This window comes from Microbacterium sp. zg-B96 (assembly GCF_030246865.1).
In the GTDB taxonomy this organism is placed as follows: domain Bacteria; phylum Actinomycetota; class Actinomycetes; order Actinomycetales; family Microbacteriaceae; genus Microbacterium.
On sequence record NZ_CP126738.1, the window covers coordinates 2264325 to 2286889 of the forward strand.

Annotated in this window: 16 protein-coding genes; 9 read left to right on the top strand and 7 right to left on the bottom strand. The window is 67.2% G+C overall.

The window, feature by feature from the left end; genetic code table 11:
- The first annotated feature begins 38 nt into the window (after window positions 1–38).
- The 4 genes from QNO11_RS10605 (at window position 39) to QNO11_RS10620 (ending at window position 2676) form a co-directional block, all read left to right on the top strand.
- Window positions 39–953 (top strand): ABC transporter ATP-binding protein, encoded by a 915-nt coding sequence (locus QNO11_RS10605; RefSeq protein ID WP_257508309.1) that lies wholly within the window; start codon window positions 39–41, stop codon window positions 951–953.
- On the top strand, window positions 950–1822 hold the full coding sequence (locus tag QNO11_RS10610) for an ABC transporter permease subunit (protein ID WP_257508308.1): 873 nt from the start codon (window positions 950–952) through the stop codon (window positions 1820–1822). The genes QNO11_RS10605 and QNO11_RS10610 overlap by 4 nt, the downstream gene beginning before the upstream one ends.
- A 49-nt stretch (window positions 1823–1871) precedes the next feature.
- A complete protein-coding gene (locus QNO11_RS10615) occupies window positions 1872–2288 on the top strand; it encodes a GNAT family N-acetyltransferase (RefSeq protein WP_257508307.1) in 417 nt (138 codons plus the stop codon).
- Between the two features lie 112 nt (window positions 2289–2400).
- Complete coding sequence (locus QNO11_RS10620) at window positions 2401–2676, top strand: hypothetical protein (protein ID WP_257508306.1); 276 nt, start codon at window positions 2401–2403, stop codon at window positions 2674–2676.
- Window positions 2677–2807: 131 nt separating this feature from the next.
- Here QNO11_RS10620 and QNO11_RS10625 read toward each other — a convergent pair whose 3' ends face one another.
- A complete protein-coding gene (locus QNO11_RS10625; RefSeq protein ID WP_257508305.1) occupies window positions 2808–3479 on the bottom strand; it encodes a VOC family protein in 672 nt (223 codons plus the stop codon).
- A gap of 193 nt (window positions 3480–3672) precedes the next feature.
- Between QNO11_RS10625 and QNO11_RS10630 the strand changes: the two genes are divergently transcribed.
- On the top strand, window positions 3673–3834 hold the full coding sequence (locus QNO11_RS10630) for a helix-hairpin-helix domain-containing protein (RefSeq protein WP_257508304.1): 162 nt from the start codon (window positions 3673–3675) through the stop codon (window positions 3832–3834).
- An 82-nt stretch (window positions 3835–3916) separates the two neighbouring features.
- On the opposite strand, the gene QNO11_RS10635 is transcribed toward QNO11_RS10630, so the two are convergent.
- Entirely contained in the window at window positions 3917–5098 is a 1182-nt protein-coding gene (locus QNO11_RS10635) for an MFS transporter (RefSeq protein ID WP_257508303.1), read from the bottom strand.
- 67 nt (window positions 5099–5165) lie between these two features.
- On the opposite strand from QNO11_RS10635, the gene QNO11_RS10640 reads away from it, so the two are divergent.
- From QNO11_RS10640 to QNO11_RS10655, 4 genes are all read left to right on the top strand, one after another.
- Window positions 5166–5516, top strand: coding sequence for an MDR/zinc-dependent alcohol dehydrogenase-like family protein (locus QNO11_RS10640; protein WP_257508302.1), 351 nt, complete (start codon window positions 5166–5168; stop codon window positions 5514–5516).
- 792 nt (window positions 5517–6308) lie between these two features.
- On the top strand, window positions 6309–6983 hold the full coding sequence (locus QNO11_RS10645) for a hypothetical protein (protein WP_257508301.1): 675 nt from the start codon (window positions 6309–6311) through the stop codon (window positions 6981–6983).
- A gap of 157 nt (window positions 6984–7140) precedes the next feature.
- Window positions 7141–8580: an ADP-ribosylglycohydrolase family protein gene (locus tag QNO11_RS10650; RefSeq protein ID WP_257508746.1), complete on the top strand. Its 1440-nt coding sequence runs from the start codon at window positions 7141–7143 to the stop codon at window positions 8578–8580.
- Between the two features lie 13 nt (window positions 8581–8593).
- Window positions 8594–9178, top strand: a complete 585-nt coding sequence (locus tag QNO11_RS10655) for a hypothetical protein (RefSeq protein WP_257508300.1) — start codon at window positions 8594–8596, stop codon at window positions 9176–9178.
- Between the two features lie 64 nt (window positions 9179–9242).
- Here the strand turns inward: QNO11_RS10655 and QNO11_RS10660 are convergent, their stop codons facing one another.
- The 5 genes from QNO11_RS10660 to QNO11_RS10680 form a co-directional block, all read right to left on the bottom strand.
- Window positions 9243–9863: a hypothetical protein gene (locus QNO11_RS10660; protein WP_257508299.1), complete on the bottom strand. Its 621-nt coding sequence runs from the start codon at window positions 9861–9863 to the stop codon at window positions 9243–9245.
- An 805-nt stretch (window positions 9864–10668) separates the two neighbouring features.
- Window positions 10669–12465: an alpha/beta hydrolase family protein gene (locus QNO11_RS10665; RefSeq protein ID WP_257508298.1), complete on the bottom strand. Its 1797-nt coding sequence runs from the start codon at window positions 12463–12465 to the stop codon at window positions 10669–10671.
- 2 nt (window positions 12466–12467) lie between these two features.
- On the bottom strand, window positions 12468–14270 hold the full coding sequence (gene drmB / locus QNO11_RS10670; protein WP_257508297.1) for an MrfA Zn-binding domain-containing protein: 1803 nt from the start codon (window positions 14268–14270) through the stop codon (window positions 12468–12470).
- On the bottom strand, window positions 14263–17493 hold the full coding sequence (locus tag QNO11_RS10675) for a helicase (protein ID WP_257508296.1): 3231 nt from the start codon (window positions 17491–17493) through the stop codon (window positions 14263–14265). The genes drmB and QNO11_RS10675 overlap by 8 nt, the downstream gene beginning before the upstream one ends.
- Window positions 17490–22151: a DEAD/DEAH box helicase family protein gene (locus tag QNO11_RS10680; protein WP_257508295.1), complete on the bottom strand. Its 4662-nt coding sequence runs from the start codon at window positions 22149–22151 to the stop codon at window positions 17490–17492. The genes QNO11_RS10675 and QNO11_RS10680 overlap by 4 nt, the downstream gene beginning before the upstream one ends.
- Between the last annotated feature and the right edge of the window lie 414 nt (window positions 22152–22565).

Consider the following 22565-nt stretch of genomic DNA (forward strand, 5'->3'; position numbering starts at 1 on the left):
ACGGCGTCATCGGACGCAGAAACACCTGGAGCATCTCAATGATCGAAGCTCACTCCCTGACCAAGCGCTACGGCGCGAAGACCGCCGTCGACAGCATCGACTTCACCGTCCGCCCGGGGGTGGTGACCGGGTTCCTCGGCCCGAATGGCGCGGGCAAGTCCACCACGATGCGCATGATCATGGGACTCGACCGCCCGTCGTCCGGTTCGGTCACGGTCAACGGCATGCCGTACGCCCGGCACCAGGCCCCGCTTCGGCAGGTGGGGGCGCTGCTGGATGCCAAGGCGGTGCATCCCGGGCGCAGCGCCCGCAGCCACCTGCTCGCGTTGGCCGCTACACATCGCATCGGCGCCCGACGTGTGGACGAGGTGATCGCCCTCACCGGGCTCGGCTCCGTCGCGCGTCAGCGGGTGGGCGGCTTCTCGCTGGGCATGGGCCAACGGCTCGGGCTCGCCGTGGCGCTGCTGGGAGATCCGGCGACCCTCATCCTCGACGAGCCGGTGAACGGGCTCGACCCCGAGGGCGTGGTGTGGGTGCGGCGGTTCGCGCGCAGTCTCGCTGCGGAGGGGCGCACCGTCTTCCTCTCTTCGCACTTGATGAGCGAGATGGCGCAGACGGCCGACCACCTCATCATCCTCGGCCGTGGACGCATCGTCGCCGACGCTCCGGTGAGCCACGTCCTCGCGCGCGCCGGGGGTGATGCGGTGCAGGTGCGCACACCCCAGGTCTCCGCCCTCCTGCCCCTACTGGACGCCGAGGGTGCGACCGTGGCACCGATCGAGCCCGACCTGCTGTCGGTCACCGGACTCACCGCGCCGCGCATCGCCGAGATCGCCGCCGCCGCAGGCATCGTGGTGCACGGACTCACCCCGGTGACGCGGACACTCGAAGAGGCCTACATGGAACTGACCCGAGACGACGTCGAATACCGCAGCACGGAGGCAGCCCGATGAGCACCACCACCGCACACCCCGCCCTCTCCCCCGTCGGCCACGATCTCCGATTCACCGGAGTGGTGCGTGCGGAGTGGATCAAACTCCGCAGCATCCGCTCCACCTGGTGGGCCTACGCGATCCTGGTCGTGCTCACGGTCGGGCTCGGAGCGCAGATGTCCGCGTCGCTCAGCTTCCAGGGCGTCGACGCCGTTCCCACCCAGGACGCGGTGCAAGACATGGCGGTGTACGCCGTGATGGTCAGCACCGATGTCAGCACACTCATCGTGAGCGTGCTGGGCGTGCTCGTGATCGCCGGTGAGTACGGCACCGGCATGATCCGGTCGACCCTCATCTCCGCGCCCAAGCGCGTGCCGGCGCTGCTCGCCAAGGCGCTCGTCTTCGCCGTCGTGACCTTCGTCGTGAGCGCCGTCGCGTTTGCGATCACGGTTCCCACCTCGGTGGGGCTGTTCGCGGGCAACGGTTTCGATGTGGCCCTCGACGACCCGCAGTACTGGCTCGCGCTGCTCGGGGGTGTGGGGTACCTCGTTCTGGTGGGACTCATCGCGTTCGGCATCGGGGCCCTCCTGCGCAACACCGCCGGGGGCATCGCGGTTGCGGTCGGCCTGGTGCTGGCGGCGCCGCTCGCGCTGAGCCTCGTACTCGGCTTCGCGTCGTCGGGCTGGGTGGAAAACGTCGCGACGCTGCTGCCGTCGATCGCCGGCAGCCTCCTCTTCAGCTACCCCACCGAGCAGAGCTGGGTGGACCTTCTCCCACCGGAATCCGCCGGCTGGCTCACCGAACCGTGGCAGGGCGCGCTCGTCCTCGTCGCCTGGGCGGTCGTGCTGTTCACCGCCGCGGCCGTGCTCCTCAAGCGCCGGGATGCCTGAGCCTCGCGGCCCCGGGGTTCGAACCATGGCTACAGATCAGGAGAAGGACATGACTCAGGAGACAACGACAGGCACGGGCGACACCGCGACGGTGCAGCTCGACAGCGGGGATCGGATCAGCAGCTACGTCGCGAGGTTCGCCGACGGGCGCGTCGCGGGGCGGGCGGACTTCATTGAGGCGCCGGAGGGGCGCCCGGAGCGGATCTTCTTCCACACCGAGGTCGATCCGGCATACGGCGGACGCGGCATTGGGGCGCTGCTCCTTCGCGAGGCGCTTGCCGACAGCATCCGCCAAGGCGTGACTGTCGTCCCGATGTGCCAACTGTTCGCTCGCCACCTCAGGAAGCGCGGCGGTGAGTACATCGCCGCGGGCGGGGCGTACCGTACGCCGCGACTGGCGGACGTCGATTTGGTGGGGCGCACGCTCGGAGGTCCCGCACGCGGGGCGGGAGCCGGTCGTCCTTGACTCTGTGGGGGGAACACGGTGTCTGGTGTATCCCACACGCCCATGCCGACGAAAGAAGCAACGGCTTCCGGTTCGACGTCTTCGGGCGGGCGCTGCTCGTCATCGTTCCGGTGTGGACCGTCGTCCCGGTCGTGCTGTACTGGTGCTGCACGCGGGGTTCAATACGTTGGGCTTCATCTTCGATGCGGCGCTGCGGGTCGACGTCAACGCCGCGTATGACCGCTCGGCGGGCGTGGGCGACCTGACGACGCTCCTCCCCGGACTGATCGCCGTCCTCGCCGCCGTGGTGGTGTGGCAGCGCACCCGGCGCACCGGGCCGGCGCGCACGACGGCGGATGCCGAGGCTCGCGTCGAGGCGGAGCCGGTCAGTCACCCCTCAGCAGGGTGAACAACTCGTTGTCGAAGTTCCGCACCACGGTGGCTGACGACCCTACCGCCGCGGCATTGCTGGACAAGGTGGCGGGCGCCGGGTACTGGACGCCTAGACGCCGCGAGCACGCCTGGGCAGAAGAGTTGCCGTCAGCCGTCGGTATCGGTCCACGACGCGATGTCCACGCCGTGGTTGTCGGGAGATGCGAGCGACCACCAAGCTGGCGCGGATGACGCGTCGACGAGCCTGCCGCCGGCGGCGAGCGCGGCATCCACTCGCGCTTGGGCCTGGTCGGCCGGCACGAAGACGTCGAAGTGCGTGCGGCCCCTCCCCGGGGCGTCGCCGGTGATCGGGTTGAAGGCCAACTGCGGTCCGCAGCGCAGCGGGTCGACGGCATCCGTGTCACCGAACGGCTCGTAGCCCAGCGCGGCCAGGAAGAACGGGCGCACATCGGCGTCGGAGTGCTCGGCGACGTAGATGCCGATCGCCTGCGCCCGCGAGGGATCGGCGGTCAGCCCGAGCTCTGCGGCGGCGTCGGACACGGCCGCCGCGAACTGCGGGGCCGCTGCCGGAATGCCGCCGTCGCTGGGGCGCGGGATGCGCACCACGACGCCCTCGGGACGCACGTCGATGTCGGGCAGGATGCCGAATCGCTCGGCCGCACCGACGACCGGCGCGACGAGACCCGCGGCGTGCGCGAGCGAGGTCGCGGTGAAGACGGTGTGCGGACCGCTCTCCGTGACCCGCCAATCGGTGACGCCCGGCGCCCGGTGGAACTCGGCCGCCGAGATCCCGGGCGATGCGGTCGTTGGCTCGCTCATGGCAACTCCTCATAGCTGTCTGACTCCCGGCCGCCGACGAGCGAGGAGCACACGCGCACCTCACAGTACTCGGCGGTCACGACACGCCGAATGCCGGGCGTGGGTGCCGGCCGGACGCCCGAACACCGCGCAGCCATCAGCACCAGCTCGAGACACGCGGTGCCCGGACCTGACGCCGAGTAGGGTGCACCGCATGGACCTACCGAAGATCGGTGCGCCCGCCACCCGCGCCCTGGAGAACGCACAGATCCGAACCATGGACGATGTGCGCCGCATAGGCCTGGAACACATCGCGACGCTTCACGGGGTGGGCCCGAAGGCCATCCAGCTTCTGCGGGATGCATTGGCGGACTGACCAGCACCGCAGGCACCGGCCGCCGACCCAACCACCTGGTGTCGGTGCGCTGCTTCTTCGCTGCCAGCCACAAGCGCGGCACCTACCGCAGCTCGGCATCCACCTCGCGAATCGCGACCACGCTGTGATCGTCGGGCGCGAGCTCGCCACGCAGCGTGACCGCCGCGAGCAGGCAGCATCCTGCGAACACCGCCGCGCCCGCGGCAACCGGGATCGTCAAGTCGATCGCGCCGAGCATGCCGCCCAGCGCGGAGCCGACGGCCAGCCTCAGCAGGCTGAGCACGCGCGCTGCGCCGCCGACCCGTCCGAGCAGGGCGTCGGGCACGAGCCGCTGCCGCAGCGAGAGTGCACAGATGCTCCAGACGACCGCGTGCAGGATGTACAGCGCCAGCAGCACGCCGGCGAGGACCGGATCGGTCGTGGCGGCAAGACCGCCGAGAGTCAACGCTCCCAGCAGCAGGCTCGTCACGATCGTCCAGCGGTATCCCAGCCACGTGCGCAGCCGGGGCGCGAGGAATGAACCGAGCAGCCCACCAAGGGCAGAGAAGGCGAGCAGCAGTCCGTACCCGGTGCCGTTCAGCCCCAGCCGCTCCTCGGCGAAGAGGACCAGGATCGAGAAGGGCAGCATGTATCCGACGCTCGCGAGTGCTCCGATGAGCGCGAGGATGCCGACGACGCGGTGGCGCGCGAGCCAGGCGATCCCTTCTCGCGCCTCGGCGGATACCGGGCGCCGGGCGGGCGGGGCGTCAGCGCGCGGCTGCGGCGAGCGCCGGATGGGCAACGCCAGGGCGACGAGCCCCGCGGAGGCCCAGAGCCCGCCCATCGCGAAGACGGGGGCGGCGGCCGCCAACGCGAACAGGATGCCACCGAGCGGAGGACCGGCGAACTCGTCGCAGACCAGTTGCGCGGCCGCGACCCGTCCGTTCGCGGAGTCGAGATGTTTCCGGTCGACCAGGGAAGGCAGCATGGCCACGGCAGCGCTGTCGGCCATGCTCTCCAGCGCCCCGACCACGGCCATCGCCGCGTACAGGACCACCAGCGATGAGACGCCGAACTGAACGGTCACCGCTAGCACGAGCAGCGCGGCGCCTCGCAGCAGGTTCGCCGCGACGATGAGGGTGCGGCGGTCCCACCGGTCGACCCAGACCCCGATCGGCAGCGCGACCGCCAGCCTATGGGCGGCGGGAGCCCACGCACGCCCAGGGCCGGGTTCGACCGGGTGCGCGATCGCCAGCGCGTCGGCGAGGTCACGAGATGCCGTCATCGACTCCTCTAAGGAGGACGTCGGCACACGCCTGGTCGAACTGCACGGCGACGGCGCGACCCCGTGGGTGCGCGGCGTCCGGCCCGCCACCGACATCTACCTGGATGCCGCGGGTGTCGCCGTCGTACCGCAGACCGTCACGAGCCTCGCCAAGCACGGCGCCACGCTCGGCATCGTCGCGGCGCACAAGAAGCCGGTCGAGCTGGACTTCGGCGGCATCCTGCAGACCGAGCTGAACATCGTGTGGGCGATGGGCTACCCCACCGAGATCTTCGAGGTGACCGACGACATCGTCGAGAACTGGGAGAAGTACGCCAAGATCATCAGCCACCGGTTCCCGTTCGCGCAGACCCTCGAGGCGCTCGAGCTCGCGGCGACGCCGGGCGCGGCGGACAAGGTGACCGTCGTGTTCGACTGACGCGGGTTGTGCTCGGCGGCCCGTCTTCCAGTTCGGAGGGCGGCCCGCCGTTCGGGTAGTTTGAGCCCCGGCCAGGCGGACCCTCCCGGTTGTTGGCTTCTGCGCATTCTTTTCACCGCGAATGCGCGATGGCCGAGGCGTTTATCGGCCTGGGCGCTATCTCGGTGAATGACCTTTTCGAGCGGGTCGAGCTTCATCGCCCGTATGTGGCCGTTTTCGGTCAATTTGACGCGGCCCGCGTTCGCGGCCATCATGAGCACCACAGCCACCCCGTGGCGTGGCCAAACTGCCATTCCCGAGCAGCGGAGCTGAGACGCGGCTGGCCTACTCCTCCTCAATGGTGCGGGTTTCTGGGACCACCGGACCATGGCGGGCGAGGCCTTTATCTGGGGAATCGAATGACTGGGGAGATCGTGACGGGGACATCGGTTTGGCGCACTTGGAAGCCCTACGCTTTGCTAGGTGTAATTGTGATCGGTGGGGCGTGGTGGTGGACCAGTCAGTCGCCCTTCGCGACGCTGAAGGACGGTCCGTATAGCTGCACCGCGGTATACGTCAATGAAGATGGCAAATTCGAGCTTCTCACCGACGGCGCCGGAAGTCGCATGTACGCCGACGCAGTAGTCGACGGCGGAGAGATCGTCTCTCTATCCGCTGATAATGCCCTCTCGTCGGCGAATTTGGCGTCACTCACCGTCCGCACAAAAGGGGACGCGCAGTTCCACGTGACGGATGAGGTAGGCGCTCACTCGTACCACGCAATAGCCTGCGAGTTCGCTAGGTAGGCATTCAGTGCTTCGAGTACATCGTCTAGCCGTTATTTCCGCCACCGCACTGATCGCTATTGCCCTCACCGCATGCGGGGAGGTCGACCGTCACAACGGCGTGTCCGAACGCCCCGAGGCCACCTGCGATGACCTCGCCGCGTCAGTCCTCGACCGCGCCCGGACTGACGACACATCGGGGGCCATCAACAGCGAGATCGATCGTCTGGGTGGAAGCTGCCCAGACGAGTACGACATCGTCATCGACTACCTCTCGTCCCGCAGCATGCCGTCCGAATTCCGATTCGACGCCTGCGAAGAATGGGCGCAACGCATTCACCCTGAGGCTGTCGATCTGCTCCGCGCAGACGGGATCTGCACCGATGATGCGACAGCTGGCCAAGCGTCCTCTAGCGGGCCTGAGGGCGGTCTCTCATGGGATCAGGCACTCGAGCACGTGGGTTCCTACCAGCGTGTTTGCGGACCGCTGGCGAGTAGCGGTCGCGATTACGATGACGTATTCCTCAATCTCGGCCGGGCCTATCCTGACCCCGCGCGGTTCACGATCGTGCTTTGGGACGTCGGGGGCATAGAAGCCCTGGCCACCGGCACGACACTGTGCGCGTCCGGCTCGATCACATTGTATGACGGAGTCGCCCAGCTCGAACTGGATGATGTCGGGGCGGTTGAGGTCTGGGGCTGAGACGACGCAGCCGGTGAGTAGCGCGCGTTTATGCACCCCGCCGGAGGTGCGCACGCCACACTCAGGGCCGAGGTCCACTCGCGGGTGTCGTAACCCTGCGGCATGCTGAACCCCGCAACGTGATCGACCTATCCGCACCCCACAAACGAGGTCTTCCATTCACCTTTCCACGCAGCAACTCGACCGCGCCGTAGGCGTCGTCCTCGCGTCCGCCGCTGGGGACGCACTCGGTTCGCAGTACGAGTTCGGCCCTCCCCTGGACGACGCCGTCACTCCGGAATTCGGCGTCGGCGTATTCGGTCACGAGATGGGCGAATGGACGGACGACACCAGCATGGCGATGCCGATCCTCCAGGCACTCGCGGACGGGCGTGAACTCGACGACGACGCCACGCTCGACGTAATCGTGACTCGATGGCAGGAGTGGGCCCTCAACGCGAAGGACGTCGGAAGCCAGACGCGCGGCGTGCTGTCAGATCTGTCGGAGACGACGGCACAGGCCGCCACCTCACGCGCCGAGTCCTTCCACCGCACCACCGGGCGAAGCGCCGGCAACGGCTCGCTCATGCGCACCGGTCCGGTCGCTCTGGGTTACCTCGACCGCGCCGAGGAGGACCTGGCGAACGCCGCGGGGCGCATCGCTCAGCTCACCCACTGGGAGGACGACAACGTCGACGCGTGCGTGATCTGGTGCCTCACCATCCGGCACGCGGTACTCACCGGCACGCTGGACGTTCGCGCGCAGATCGGGTGGGTCCCGATCGACCGGCGCGCACGGTGGCAGGACGTGATCACCGAGGCACTCGCGCCCGGCATGCACCCCCGTGACTTCCGCCAGGGCAACGGATGGGTCGTGCGCGCACTGCAGGCTGCGCTCAGCGCGGTCGCAGGAGCGACCTCGCTGCGCGACGCGCTCGAGCGAGCGGTGCGCGGCGGCCAAGACACCGACACCGTCGCCTCGATCGCCGGATCCCTGGCCGGCGCAATGTACGGCGGGTCCGCCGTCCCCTTGGACTGGAAGCGGAAGCTGCACGGCTGGCCCGGCGTCGACGCCAACGACCTCACCCGCCTCGCGTGCCTTGCGGCGCGCCATGGCCAGCCCGACAGCGAGGGGTGGCCGAGCGCCGGTCTCATGCCGGTCTACACCCGAAGCGATTACCTCTTCCGTCATCCCCACGACGCCGGTGTGTGGGTGGGCTCTCTCGCCGCGCTCGCTCGTCTTCCTCGCGAAGTGGATGCCGTCGTGTCGCTGTGTCGCGTCGGGACCGAGCAGGTGCCCCACGGTGTGGAGAGCGTGCAAGTCTGGCTGGTCGACCAGCCGCACCGCAACGACAACCTCGACGCCGTGCTGACCGACGCAGCAGACGTCATCGCCGACCTGCGCGCCGCCGGCCACACGGTCTTCGTCCACTGCGCGGAAGGACGCAGCCGCACGTCCGCGGTGGCCGCCCTCTACGGCGCGCGGCACCACGACGTTCCCCTGACGCAGGCTTGGCAGGACGTGCAAGCGACACTCCCCCGTTTCGCGCCGCAAACGTTCTTGCGCGAGGCAGTAGAAAGAATGGTGACGGCAGACAATGACGACCGAGCCGAATGAAGGACGCGCTGACATGACATCGACGGCAACAAACGACGAGCTCCGCGATGCGTGCGCCGCGTGGCAGGACGGGCGCGACGGGGGATCGTCCCCTATCCGCGCCGCCGCTCGCGTTCTCACGGGCACGAAGCACTATTTCGAGGCAGACTTCATCGACCGGTATGAACGAGACGCGTCGGCGAACGCGCTGACGATGGCGCGCGCCCAGACCCTTCTCGCTGCACTGGCGACGAGCCCCACCCGCGACGGCGAGGGCTGGGCAGAGCGGACGGGCTTCGGGTCCGGGTGGGTGGGTCGTGGCATCAAGAGCGGTGCCCAGGACTCCCAGATCAACGCCGCACTCAACACCGGCTTCATCACCATGCCGCTGTGGGGGTTGAGCCTGGACCGCGACGTGGCGCGGTCCTACGGGTCAGCGTTCCTGTTCCAAATCGAAGGACCGTTCCCTGCGCTCCCCGCGTGGGAGGCTACGGGCCTGAAGAGCGACGAGCGCGAGCTCATCACCGGCGGACGCTATGCGGTCACAAACGTCGCACGAGGCCCCGAGGGCGTCGTCGTCATGCTGCATTTCCTCGATCTCGTTATGCCCGTTGCATAAAGGCTTCGCCAGCGCGATATCTGTGAGTCTCCGGTCATGACGGAAAGCGAGCCGCGGTGCGCGCTCAATGGAAGTCGAAGGTGAGCTCGGCGCTCGGGTCCACCCCGTGGACGATGCCGGAGTAGAAGGTCCTCGCTTGCTCCTGCAGAAGCGCCCGATTCTGATGGATGTAGTCCAACCGCACAGGATCACTCAGAACCCTGTTGATCATCTCGGTGTCATCGATCTCGGGCGTCACCCAGCTGAGCGCGCCGTTGCTCTGCACGACCACCTTGAAGGGCGAGCCGTCGTCGCTGATGAACTCGTGCCCGATGAAAATGAACTCGGGTATCGAGATGAGAAAGTCGTTCTCTGCGGTCTGCTCAATGTCGACGTCAGCACCCTCGAGGCCTAGCTTCGCTGTGAACTCATACCGCAAGAACGATGCCCGATCGCTGCCGGGTATTTCCATGCCGAAGAAACTGCTGTTCGCGCTCTCCTCTTCAATGCCTTGGATGCCGAGGCTCACGAGCACAACCTGCTCCTCCGTCGTGATGGCCTGGCGCATCTGCGTGCTGCGAGACTCCGAATCCGCGGCCAGCGCCGAGTTCATGAACGGCCCCAACACGCCGGTTCCCATCAGCGCCACCAGCGCAATGAGACCCGCGACCGAGAGCGCGGCGAGAGCCACAAAAGTGCGGCGCACCCCCCTCATCGGCCCGATTCCGTTCGCTCAGCCCGCGATTGGGCACATCGTCGAATTACGGTGCGCATAATCAGATTCCCCCATCGCCACGTCGCCCCAGTGCGCGTGACGTCGCAACACTATCGGAGGGGAGCGACACTCGCATTCGCAGGCCCCGAGAACCGAATCGGCGCGAGCGGGCGTGATGCCGAATCCACAGCTCGCCGGACGGAGTCGAGCATCGCGGCGGGTGAGAGCGCGAGGTCGGGCGGCCACTCTCGAATCGTCACGCACGAGTTCACCACCTGGCGGTCGACGGGCTCGCCGCCCTGCGCGTACACCAGCAGCGATCGAGGCTGGCCGTCGTGCAGTAGGCGAGCACCTGATCGAAATCTGCGTGCGGTTGCCGGCCGGCACACGAGGCAGCCGTGTACTTCGCGTCGTACACCATCACCGGGTGGCGGCCACCGTACTCCAGCAGGTCGATTGCCGTGGGCACCCGCGTGACCCAGTCCATTCCTCGGTTTTCCCGGCTTCCTATTTCGGAATGCTGAGCTAGAAGCCCGGCGCCGGATCCGAGCGATGTAAACGGACTCGGTGGTGTTCCGCCGGCCCGCTCTCGTGCAGGCAGAGCGAACCGGCAGCCGCTACCCGTGGATCCTCATGCTTTCTTAAGTCTTGTCCAGGTAGTCCAGGATCATCGCGAGGTCCTCAGCATCCTCCGCACCGTACATCTGCATCGCCTGAAGCTCTTCGTCTCGGTCCACGCTGCTGAGGCTACCCGTCCGTCCGTCGGTTCTCCGCACGACCTCGACTCCACGCTTGGTCACGTTTCCAGCGCAGCCTCCACTTCCGGTTCGAGCGCGTTCTCGCGAAGGTAATCCAGCGCACGCTCTACGGCGACGATCTTCGCCTTGAGCTGCTTGATTCCAGGCGCCGAGGGGTCCGAGAACTCGTCGAGACGCTCGTGCTCGCGACGCACGTTGATTTCGGTCTCCACCAGCGTCTGCCACACGGAGGGATCGGATTCCAGATGCTGGCGCCGACGCAGGATCTCCGTCGCGAGCAACCGTTGCACCACCTCCTCGAGCGCCTCGGCCGTCGTGTTCGGACTCGCGAGTCCGAGGGCGATTCCTCCGCCGCCCGCTGTCACGAGCGTGCCGGCCGTCAGCAGCCCACCGATCATGCCCCCGGGCCCGAAGGTCGCGAGCGCACTGGTCACCACCGCAGCGCCCGCGAGACCCGCACCCGCTGCGAGCGCCAGTCCGCCGGTCGCCACGATGATCGCCGCCGCACCGGCCCCCAGCGCGCCCCACTTCAGCCAATTCACGGTCCTACCGGCGAGGATCTCGCGCGCCGTCTTGGAGGCATCGAACACATCCGTGCCGTACTTGCTTCCCAGACCCATCTCCGCGGTCAGATCTTGCATCGCGCCTCGGAGCTTCTCGGTCGGGATCGATATCTCGAAGGGCCGGATGAGGTTTTCGGAGGCGAGGAGCGTCAGCACGACGACCGCTTCGTCCTTGACGATATGCACTGCGGGCGCGGGCTCCGGCGCGTCGACCGCGGGGTCGGATAGGTCGAATGCCAGCGAGGCCAGTGCAGCCGGAGTCTGCCTGCCGGTGACGGCGTTGCGCGCAACCAACTCATCGACGACGGTCGCCTGCACAGAGCGGAGCGCGCCGGCGAACCGTTCCCGCACATCTCCCTCCAGCCCCAGCTTGATGAGATGTGCGTAGCGCAACGCCAGGAGAGCAAGCAGTTCGGTGGCATCCGGCGGAATGTCCGCGACTCGCCCGATCCTCGCGACTTCCTTCGAACGGGAGCCGAACAACGCGAAGCCGATCGCCTCGGCGACGACATCAGCCCCGAGGTACTCGATCGCAGAATGAGCCCGTTTGGAGGGCGGTGCCTTCGTGTCGATGCGGAAGTCGATCATCCAGGGGAACACTGATGAAAGGCCGCGGTGTGCTGCCACCAAGTCAGAGGTGTTCCAGAAGTTCACCCACCAGGCGAGGTTCGCCGGCGGCTCCTTGAGCGATTCCCTCAGCTTGTCGACGTCGAAGCCGGCGTGCGCCAAAGGGCTCCCGATGGTGATCATCCCCACGACTTCGAGAGCGACCGGCAGTCGACGCACGAGGTCCGCCGCGATGACCGATCCGAGGCTGTGCCCAACGATGACGATCCGCCCCGAGGAGGGGAGCTTTGCAAGGATGCGGTCCAAGACCTGCGCGCGAATCCTGCCATCAGTGAGGTAGCTGCGCGCCTGCTTGAACGGCGGAAGGGCCACGGCTGCACCCACGGCGACGTCACCACCCGGCAGACCGGATCCAGGACTGTGGCGGCCGAGCCTGAACTCGATCGCCCCCATGCGACGCTCGAACACCCGGCGGTTCTGCCTTGCAGCGTCGCGTCCCGGCTGCTTCACGGTGATCGGAGGGAGATCCACCTTTTCGTCCCACCCTCTGAGCGCGTGCGCGTACTTGGGTGCGATGACTTCCGCAGTGTCGAGACGCGGATAGCCGAGCGCGGTGAGGGTTTCCGTGAGCCTCGCTTTCCACAGATCTTCGCGGTCTCCGGTGCCCACCCCATGCAGGAAGAGCAGGATCGGTCGGTCCGACATGCTCAGCCGATTTCCGAGGCGCGGCCGGTGCGCTGCCCGAGGATCGCATCCAGCACGCCGTCGAAGTAGCCGCGCACATCGTCGCTGCCGACGACGAGCGCCCGATCGAGAAGGAGGTTCTGCGACTCACACGACGTCTCGGATGCAAGACAGCAGGCGTGGCAGGCGGCGAGGTTGAGGCCGTCGATGCTCTGCGGTTCCGATTCGATGCACACCGGGTCATTGGGGCACCAGGCTGCCTGCTCGAGGGCGCGGACGATCGCGGGAGCGAGGAGGTCTGGTTCACCCTGTCGGACGAGCCCCCCGAGGGTTCCCTCGACGTCGGACGACGTCGTGTAGATGAAGACCCCGTAGTCGCCGTCCGACTCGCAGTAGATCCGCTCGCGGATGGATGCCGCGGTGTAGCCGCTGCCGAATGCGAGCTCGCGCATCATGAGATGGGCGAACGTGTGCAAAAGCACATACTCCGGCGATACGACGTGCAGCCGCCCGCCCAGACCCGACGGATTCTGATTGGCGAGCAATTGGTCGCCGCGACTCTGGACCTCCTCCTGCCCCGCCCAGGCACGCACGGCTTTCTCCGGGAAGCGGATGAAGATTCCCTCCCCATGTCCCTCGATCGCCGGCAGCCACTTGCGCTCATGCGGCAGAACGGGTGCCGCCGCGACGAGCGCGGCCTCGGGCGTGTAGCGGCGGAAACCGAGTACTGCGCGCACATCGCGCAGCCGGTCAACCAGCACGACATCGGAGAGGAGGCCGCCCAGCCGTCCGCCCGCCGCGTCAGTCGACAGAGACGTCACCCGAGTGGAGAACCCCTCGGTCGGCGCCGAGTCTGTCAACGCCGCGATGAACGCCTCGTACTCGGCAGCCAGCAGGCCGCTTCTGGTGGCGCGGACGTCGAGGGTTCCCCCGGCCGGGGCAGGCACCGCCAGTTCGAGGATGACGGCCTCAGGAATCCCTGTTTCTGCCGCGATCTGCGCTACCAGGATCTGACGGGCCGTCTCGTCGCCCACGACCGCAAGGGCTGCGAAGGCTTTGTGAGCGCGAAGCTTCTCAAGGTGCTGTTCAGTGCGACTTTCCACGGTGGGGATGTCGATCGCACTCATCGTGTCGGAGAAGTGCAGACTCGTCGCTCCGCGTTGTTGCGGATCGATCGGCTTGCCGCACTGTCCCCAGCTGCTTTCCCACGGCTGCTTCCCGCGGCAAGTGAACCCCTCGACAGCGAGGACGTCGCGGCGCAGGTCGCCGAGGCTGCGGCGGTGTCCGCAACGATCGCATCGCACCTGGAGGCTGCTCAGGCCCTCTGCTCGCCCCTCCGCAGATTCGAACTTCAGTTTGTCGGATGCCGCGCAGTCGCCGTCATGGTCGCGATGCATCCACTCGACCCAGGGGATGTCGGCGAGGTGACTGTTCGACATGCACACCGCGACGAAGCGCATCGGTACGAGTCGCCCGTCGCACGCGGCCTCCGGACACTGCGGGATTCGACCGGTCTCCATGGACCGCGTCCACTTCACCATCCGACGACAGACCTGGCAGAAGAGCCAACCCGGGAACCGTTCGAACTCGAGTCCGGGCGTCTTCTGGTTCTCGGGGCTGTGCGTCGTCGGCGCCGCCCAGAGGTCGTCGACGCCGAGGGCGTCGACGAGTCGGTCTGAGCTGACTCTGCTCCGCACCTTGGTCGACGGCCAGCGGTCGCCCGTCGGGACCATGAACGATTGACCGAGGATGTCGACGATCGCCCCCGGGCCGTAAGGCGACACCGTTTCCGACGCGCGGATCGTCTTCACGTTCAGCTCAGCCACGACGCTCTCCGTTCGCCCGCACCCGCACGACCTCGTCGACGTTGCGCATGGAGTTCATCACCGGCCACCCCCGGCCCGGCTCGGTGAACTGTCTCATCAGCCGCTCATCCTGGTCGCGTGATTGATACACCAGCTTCTTACCCTCCTGCTGGGCCCGGTTGCGGGCGTCCACCCACTCCAGTACCGCTTCGTCGATCTGCTCGGCCACTTTCTCGGCTTCCCTCGGATCGGCTCGCGCGACGTGTTCGTTGAGAAGCTGTACCGCCTTACGGACGCCCGCGGACTCCGGGTCGAAGAGCGCGGCATCCGGGTTGTCCGAGAGCCCCACACCGTGACGGACCAGAATCACGAGCGCCGCCCGAAGAGCCCGGCTCCGAGCCTGCGGCGACCACGGCGTCACGCTGGAGGGTTCGACGAAGCGGTAGAACGCCTGATGGTACGGACCGAACGACTCGAAGATCGACCGGTCACGTGCCTTGCCTGATCGGAACATGGTGACGACCAGACCCGGGGTCTTCCCTCGGCCGACCCGCGACGTCGCTTGGATGTACTCCGATGTCGTCTTGGTATGGCCGTTGACGAGCATGACGCCGAGCCGGCTCACATCGATGCCCACCGACATGATGTTCGTCGTGGCGAGCGCATCGATCACCTGCGCGTCGTCAGGCCCTTTCTCCAGCCGCGCGAGCAGGGCGATCAGTTCGGCGGAGTCGACGTTGCCGTTCAGTTCGTGGACACCGTCTCGTCCGATCGCGCGCGACAGTCCCTCGGACTTCTGCCGCCGGATGAGGTTCGACGGCACATCATCTCGGAGGATGGTGACCGTGCGGCCGAGCTCACGGAGGCTGTTGTGGTAAACCACGAGAGTCCAATAAGCGTCCGCCGCTCCGCCCGCGAGGCCGACCGCCACGGGGGCGTTCAACAGCTCCGCCGAGAGCTGGCCGACGGCCCACGACGGGGTGTGCGCCTGCGGCATGATGCCCAGATAGAGGCGGCCGGCCGCGTCCGGGTCGGGCTCAGAGAAGTAGTTGTCATCGGCGTCGAGCCCCGTAGGAGGGAAGGACTCGACATCCTTCGCCATCAGGCCCTCCACCTGACGTCGAGATGCCCGGGTGGTCGCTGTCGAGGCGACAACCTTCGGCGCTGTGCCGCGCCACCCCAGCAACGCTCCGATCGCCGCTTCGTATATGCCGACGATCGTCCCGAGCGGTCCGGACAGCAGGTGAAGCTCGTCCTGGATGATGAGCGAGGGCGGGAGCGAAACGCTGTGCGCACCGAAGAGCCGCCCGCCTTGCGGGATCCAGGCGAGACGCGCGAGCTTGTCGACCGTCGCCACCAGCATGGTCGGCGGGTTCTCGTAGAGACCCTCATCGACGACCTGGACGGGTAGCCCGTGGTGGAACGGGCACGCCTCGTCGGGGCAGAACAGTTCGAATCCATAGTCAGACGAGCGCACGCCGTATGCCTCATCCCGCGAGGTGTGCCGCGGCGGCATGATGGGGTGCGAGCACCAAGGGCACACGAGGACCTGAAACGGATTCTCGGGAGTGGCTTGAGCGCGCACCTGCCTCATCTGCTTCGCGGCCGCCTTGTAGGTCCCCGGGGTCGTCGAGTTGCCGAGCCACATGCCGATCGAGAATGCGGGCGCCCCGTCGAGACGTTCGTCGTCATCGCGCAGCAGTTCGAGCGCGCAGATCAGAGTCGCCGCCCGTTGGAACTGCTGGGCGGTCAGCAGCCGCATCGTGTAGCGGGTGAGGACCGCCAGTCCGCCGCCCTTCTGTCCGCCGACGATACGGCGGCGGATCATCTCCACCGCCGCGAGCCCGAGATAGGCCTCCGTCTTGCCTCCGCCGGTCGGGAACCAGATGAGGTCGACGAGCTCGCGGTCCTCGTGGTCTTCGTCCACGGTCGAGGCGAGGGCGCTCAGGATGAAGGCGAGCTGGAAAGGCCTCCACTGCGGTTCATCCGCGCCCTTGTCCGCATCGAGCGCCGCCCCGTAGCGCGTGTCCTTGGCGACCTTCTTCCCCTGCCTCAGCATCTGCCAGCGCATCGCGCGGTTGGCCATGCGGAACGAGGTGAGGACGTCCGGATCGGACGCGAGGAGCGCGACGCCTTCTTCGATACGGGATGCCGCCCGATCCTGCCGGTCGACGATGCGGTCGGCCACGATGCGCGCCTCGCCCACGACGTCTTCGGCGTCCCGGCGCTGACCCTCGATCCACGTCCGATAGTCGGACGCGACAACGCGGAGCGCTTCCGCGTAGTCCGCGGAGCTCAGGCCGTCGTCCGACAACCACCGCATCGAGTACACGTCTCCCGAGCCGACCTTCGCGCGGATCGCCGGCACCTCAACCGAGGGCAGCACGGTCGTCGACACCGAGATCGGAGCCACGGCCGGTGTCCACTCCACCGCGACACCGTGGCCGATCGCATAGGTCGGCTTGTGACGATAGCGGAAGGCCAGTTCGCGATCTTCCTCGTCGGATGTACCGAGCTGAGGGTACGGGGACAGTCCGCCGTCGTCGGTGCACTCCATCGAAACTTGGAACAGACAGAGATCAGGTCGACGCTTGGCCTCGCCCTGGCCGACTTCCTCCGCGTTCGACAGGGACACCGTCGTCAGTCGCTTGCCCTGGTGGATCCGGGACCGCCACGACAGGCGCGCACGCCCGTCGAAGACCATCACGCTTCCGGAGCCCGTCACGGTGACCATCTCGCGGGTCGTCATCTGACGGCGGCGCCAGCGCTCCCGCTTGCCGGCGGCCGCCTGCTCGTCGCCTTCGGATGGTGCCGCATCGACCTTGGTGTAGACGCCCGCGTCCATGTCGACGGCGATGACGTCGCCCGAGTGCACGAACGACACGCCCATGGACTGGGGTGCCCACCCGAAGGCGCCGGTGATGTTGATTCCCGGGTCTTCATCGTCGATGTCACCGGTCGCGGCGTCGAAGTCGTCGGCGACATCGATCTCCGGCGAATCCAGTGGAGTCTCGTCCACGTTCTCCGCCTCGACGTCGTCACTGACGGGAGCGGCCACACCTCGTTCGACGGGATAGAGGGTGCCGACGAGGTACGCGTATACGGGGCTGCGGTCGAGGATCTCCTCATCGCCCCCGAGCGGGCCGAGCCAGCGTCGACGCAACTCCTCCGTCACGGCGTCTCGTCCGGCGCGCGGATCCGTGACCGGGTCGGCAGCGGCTTCGTGGTCGATGATGTCGGTCACTTCTTGCTCCAGAGGTAGTCGAACTCGTTGTAGGCCAGCTCCTTGCCGAACTGCTCAAATGTGTCGGCGACGTTCACGACGAGGCAGCGATCCGTTCCGCCATTGGCCGGACCGCGCAGCCCGCGGCCGACCATCTGCAGGTATCGGTTCGGACTGAAGGTGGGCCGTGCGATGTAGAGCGCCCGTACCTTCGGCGCATCGAAGCCCTGCGTGAGGAGGTCGCAGTTCACCAGCACCTGGGACTCACCCGACTTGAAGCGCTCGATCACGCGCCGGCGCTGGTTTTTGCGTACACCGCCGTCTACAGAGTCCGCCCGCACATTCTGCAGGCGCAGCAGGGCTGCGATGGTGTGGGCGGACGCAACGGATGCCGCGAAGACGAGGACGGGCCAGTCTGGTTCGTCAGTGAGCTGACCGCGGATGTGGTCGACGACTCCCTGTGTACGCCCCATGTCCTGACCGATCAGGGCGAGCATATTCGGCGTGACCTCATTCCACTTTCGGAATTCAGCATCTTGATCGTCGACGGCAATCGAGACGCCGTCAAGGATGTCGTAATCCACTTCAGACAGAACTCCGCGTCCGCGCAGCTCTCCTATCGCGTTATCGGGGTCAAGTGATTCGAGGCGGTTGCTGCCGAATCTCTCCACCAAGCTCTCGGTGAGTTGTTTACTCCGCCCTCGGTAGGGGGTGGCGGTAAGACCGAGGAGCGGACGCTCGGTACGTCTCGCTGTAAGGCCCAACGAACGGAGGATCGCCGTGTAGGTCTTTGTGCCCGCCGTATGGGCCTCGTCGATCACGACGATTCCAGGACCAGTGAGCCAGCCGTACTGCGGCTCGTCAAGTCGGCTCACCAGCGTGTCGTCGATCGCGACCACGACCTGCAGCTCTTCGTTGGACTCATCCAGCTCGTGACCCGACCAGAAACGGCTCACGTCGAGCGGGCGTTCATCGCCCATCCAGCGCCACACCTCCGCGAAAGCGGTGATCGCCTGCTCGCACAACTCCTCATTCTGCGCGATCCACAGCACCGGCGCCTCGATGTCACCGCTCTTGAGGAGGTGAAGCAGGGCTTCGACGGTGACTCGGGTCTTACCCGCACCGGTGGGGAGATAGAGCAGCCCGCGTTTCCTGACGGGATCACTCGTGGTGGCCAGATCGGTGATCTGGGCCGCGAGCGCCTGTTGGAAGTCGTGCAGCTCGTTGAGGAAGACCTGTCCCTGCACCTGGGTCACAGAGGCTCGCCGCGCTTCACGGCTGCCGGCGTAGGAGGTGTCGAACCCCAGACGCTTGACGGCGCTCTGCGCACTCGGCGAGCCGTCCCACTGCTTGGGAACAGGAATCCCCGCGCGAGCCAGATCGTCACGGATCGCGCGAACCGCGTCTTGCCCTTGAACCTGCAGGAACAGTTCCGCCGTCTCGCGATCACCCAGCTCGCCGGTGCGCGACTCGACCGCCGGCAGGAGGCCCTTCGGGAGTCGCTGCCGGAGGGTGTCTGCCCCGACGAGGATCAGCAGTCTCTCCTCGTTCGTCCGGGCGAGCTGAGCCTTCTGGATCAGTCCGCTGCGACGCATCCGCTCATCGTCCTCGATCACGCCCCGCACGTCGTCCGCGGAGAGCCCGAGGTCGAGCGCGGCAGAGAGCTGCTCGAGCACTCCTTGATCATCCATCGAGGCGTCGACGATCACTACGCCGTCCTGCTTGGCAGCCATGAGACGGCGCTTGGTCACGCCGTGGATGCTTTGCAGAACCCGGGCGATCGACTCCGCGCGCGCGAGCTTCTGCTTGGCGAGTCGGGTGACGACTCGGGCTTGGAGACTCGGGTAAAGGTCGAGAACAGGAGTGGTATCGCTCATGCCGCTGACCTCCAGCGACTGCTGAAGCGCTTCGCCGGGCGTCAAGAGGCTCCATCGGTTCACGAGCGCACCGTGTTCGCCGTGCGTGGGGATGTGCGCAACCCCGGCTTCGTCGAGCGCCGCGACGTCCGAGCCCTTGTCGGTGACCGCGACCTCGTTGGCCGGCGCGAGTATCACCGTCCCACGGAGTACCGCAGGAATCATGCCGGGCGCAGAGAGCGAATCACGGGCAGCGCAGACCCGCAGCAGTTCCACGAATGCGTCCGGGCCGGTGGATGCGATCTGGTATCCCTCCTTGCCCAGGAAGTCGCGGAGGAGGGAGTCCGGGACGGAGCTCACCTCGGCGGCGAGACCGGTGACCGCACTCAGCTCAGCGTCCGCGGCGACGGGGAGGTAAGCACCGAACTGCATGAGACGCGACGACACAGCGGATGTGAGCTCACACGGGCCGAGCGTGGTGGCGATCTTCCCGAAACCCCGAACCGCCCACCACTCGAAGGACGAGGCGGGGATCTCCGCGGTCTTGCCTCGCCCGAGAGGGACCTTGAGGATGACATCGCGGCTCGGCATCGCCCGGAGCACCGCTCGGGTCCAGAAGACGTTCTCGGCGTCCGTCAGCTTTTCCTGGAGGATGGCGAGCGGGCCGACTCCGTCCGTGTCGGGCACGACGACGCGAACCGCTTCGTAACCTTCGCGGGCCAAGTAGGCGCGCGCCATCGACTCGATCGCGGCGACATACTGCGACCTGAGCGCCTCGCGGTGGAGCGGATACCCTCGCTTCGGCGCGTCGACTGCGCCCGCTTCGCGGACGAGCGTCATGTTCGGCACCTGCTCCGTGTCGACATGCCGATCGAGGATCTCCGTCGCGAAGGTGGGGTCTGCCAGCACCTCGCAGGCGGGGCGCCACGTCCCCGCCTTCGTCGGCAGAAGCACGTCCACGCCCCTGCCGCGGATGCCGCGGATCACCGTGGCCGCGACATGCGGACTCGCGGCGCCGATGACGGTCCAGAACCGTCGCCACTCCTGCGTGGACCATCGATCGCGTGCGCCGTGTCCGAGAGCCGACGCTGTCTCATCGGCGGAAACCACCCGGAAGCCCAGCGCCCGCAAGTGATCCGAAACGTCACCGAACGCCGCCGATTGCGGGTCGACGAGCTTGACGCCCGCCGGTACGACGGCTCCGTCGAGGGGCAACAGCACCGACGCACTCGCGCCGGCACGAGCCCAGCCGCCATCCTCGAGCGGGACGATCTGCGCCGAACCCACCGCTTCCTTCATCTCCGAAGAGACGGGCGCGAGCGACGCGGCGATGAAAAGCGCCGCTTCGACGTCGGCCATCTCACCACGGCGCGCGAGCTCTTCGAGCCACGACGCGACCGATGCTTCCCGCGACGAGCGCTGCTCATCGGATCCGCCGAGCAGCGTGCGCAGTCGAAGCCGTCGCGTCGGCGTCGTGAAGCATTGCCAGTGGGGCATCGTCGACCGCGGGGCGCGTTCCTGCCAGGCACGCGCCGCACTGGGCGGGATCGGCGTCTTCTGAAGATCGGGGACGCGGACGAAGTAGCCGGGCACCTTCAACTCACCCGTGACGTCCGGGATCATCGGCCTGACGATCGCCCTGCGGGGGATCTCGTCCGACAGGAACGTGTCGGCGTTGCTACGCGCTTCACGTCCGCGCGCAGGGAACAGATCGAGGTGGGCACCGGTATCCGCCGGGGTCGAGGCGCGGGTCGCCACGTCGAGGAAGAGGTCCGCGGCGACCCCGAGCATCGCGCGGTTGAGAAGTGAGCCCGGTACAAGAGACGTGCGGTCGTCGTTGATCTGCCAAGGGGCGTTGAACACGCCGCTGGCCGTGGTCTCGTCGTTCAGCGGGAACCAGGCCCAGAGGCGCCCCACTCCCGCGCGCACCTCCGGCCGCACGGCGTAGGACACCTTCATCGCCTCACGCTGCGCGGTCGGCGGCAGGGTCGACGCCACGTCGATGGTCGGTCGGTACTCCCGCTCCGCATACAGCCACCGCTCCCTCTCACCACCGGGAGCGATGAGGTGGACCTCACCGTCATCGGGGTGACCCACGCGGACATAATCCCGGGCATCGGGCGCCGCTCCGGGAGACGCCTGGACGCTGATGCGCAGACGCTCGAGCGGCTTGAAGAAGAGGAGTGACTCGACGCTGAAGTCCAAGAGTTCTTTGCGCAGCCGGTCGCCCTCGCGGATGAGTGGCAGCTTCACGATCGTGGTCGCCCACCCTCTCATCTCAGCGATATTCGGGTCGTCCGCGGCGGCGCGTGACGGTTCGGCCAGCGTCGGGATGCGCAGCAGCGGCAGCCGCCCGCCCTCCATGGGGAGTCCGGAAAACAGCTCCGCAGTGTCGGGCGCGTTGAATTCGAAGCTGACGCTGCGGCTGTAGATCTGGGGATGATCCGTGATCCCCAGGATGCTCTTGAAACCCAGCCCGAAGCGGCCGATCTCCTCGCCGCGCTTGGTGCTGAGGAAGGCGTACGTCACCGCACGCAGACCATCCCGGGTGAATCCCTGTCCCTCGTTCGCGCAATACAACGCGCCGTCGGCAAGGCGGAGTTCGACCATCCCCGTCCCACCCGACGCCCCCACGGCGTCGACCGCGTTCTGCAGCAACTCGCTGATCTGGCGTGTGCCGTAGCCGCCGGTGCGGAAGCTGTCTTCCTGGCGGACATGCTCGATGAGCAGGTCCGGATCGTTCTCATACGTCCGCAGTGCGGTCGCCTGTCGCGCTTCGATGTACGCCTGCAGTTCAGGCTCCATAAGCTCCGGCCAGCTCATCTCTGATTCCCCTCCCAGCGAGTGGACCCCCATGGTCCACACCAGGCTTCCGCCCAGCCGAGCGACGCTACGCACAACCTCCGACATCAGAGGAAACGCTCACATCACTCGCGAGCATACGAGAGAATGAGAAAGCTCTTATACCCGAGATCGGCGGACCCGTGCCTGCATCGCATCTACGTGCCCGACGGTGCTCAAGCACAACGGACCCAGATTCAAGGGCGGTCACGCCGTCTCGCTATGAGCGCGTCGGACATCCCGCGCTGGATCGACGAAGACGGTGTCCGTCCCGAGACGATTACGGTACTGGGTCCGTCGAACATGGGTGCCAAGGGGGCGCAGCAATAGCTCGCTGAACGCGACTTCCCCGACGCCCTCGTCAACGCGCCACGGGTGGCCGCGGGCAGCCGGTCA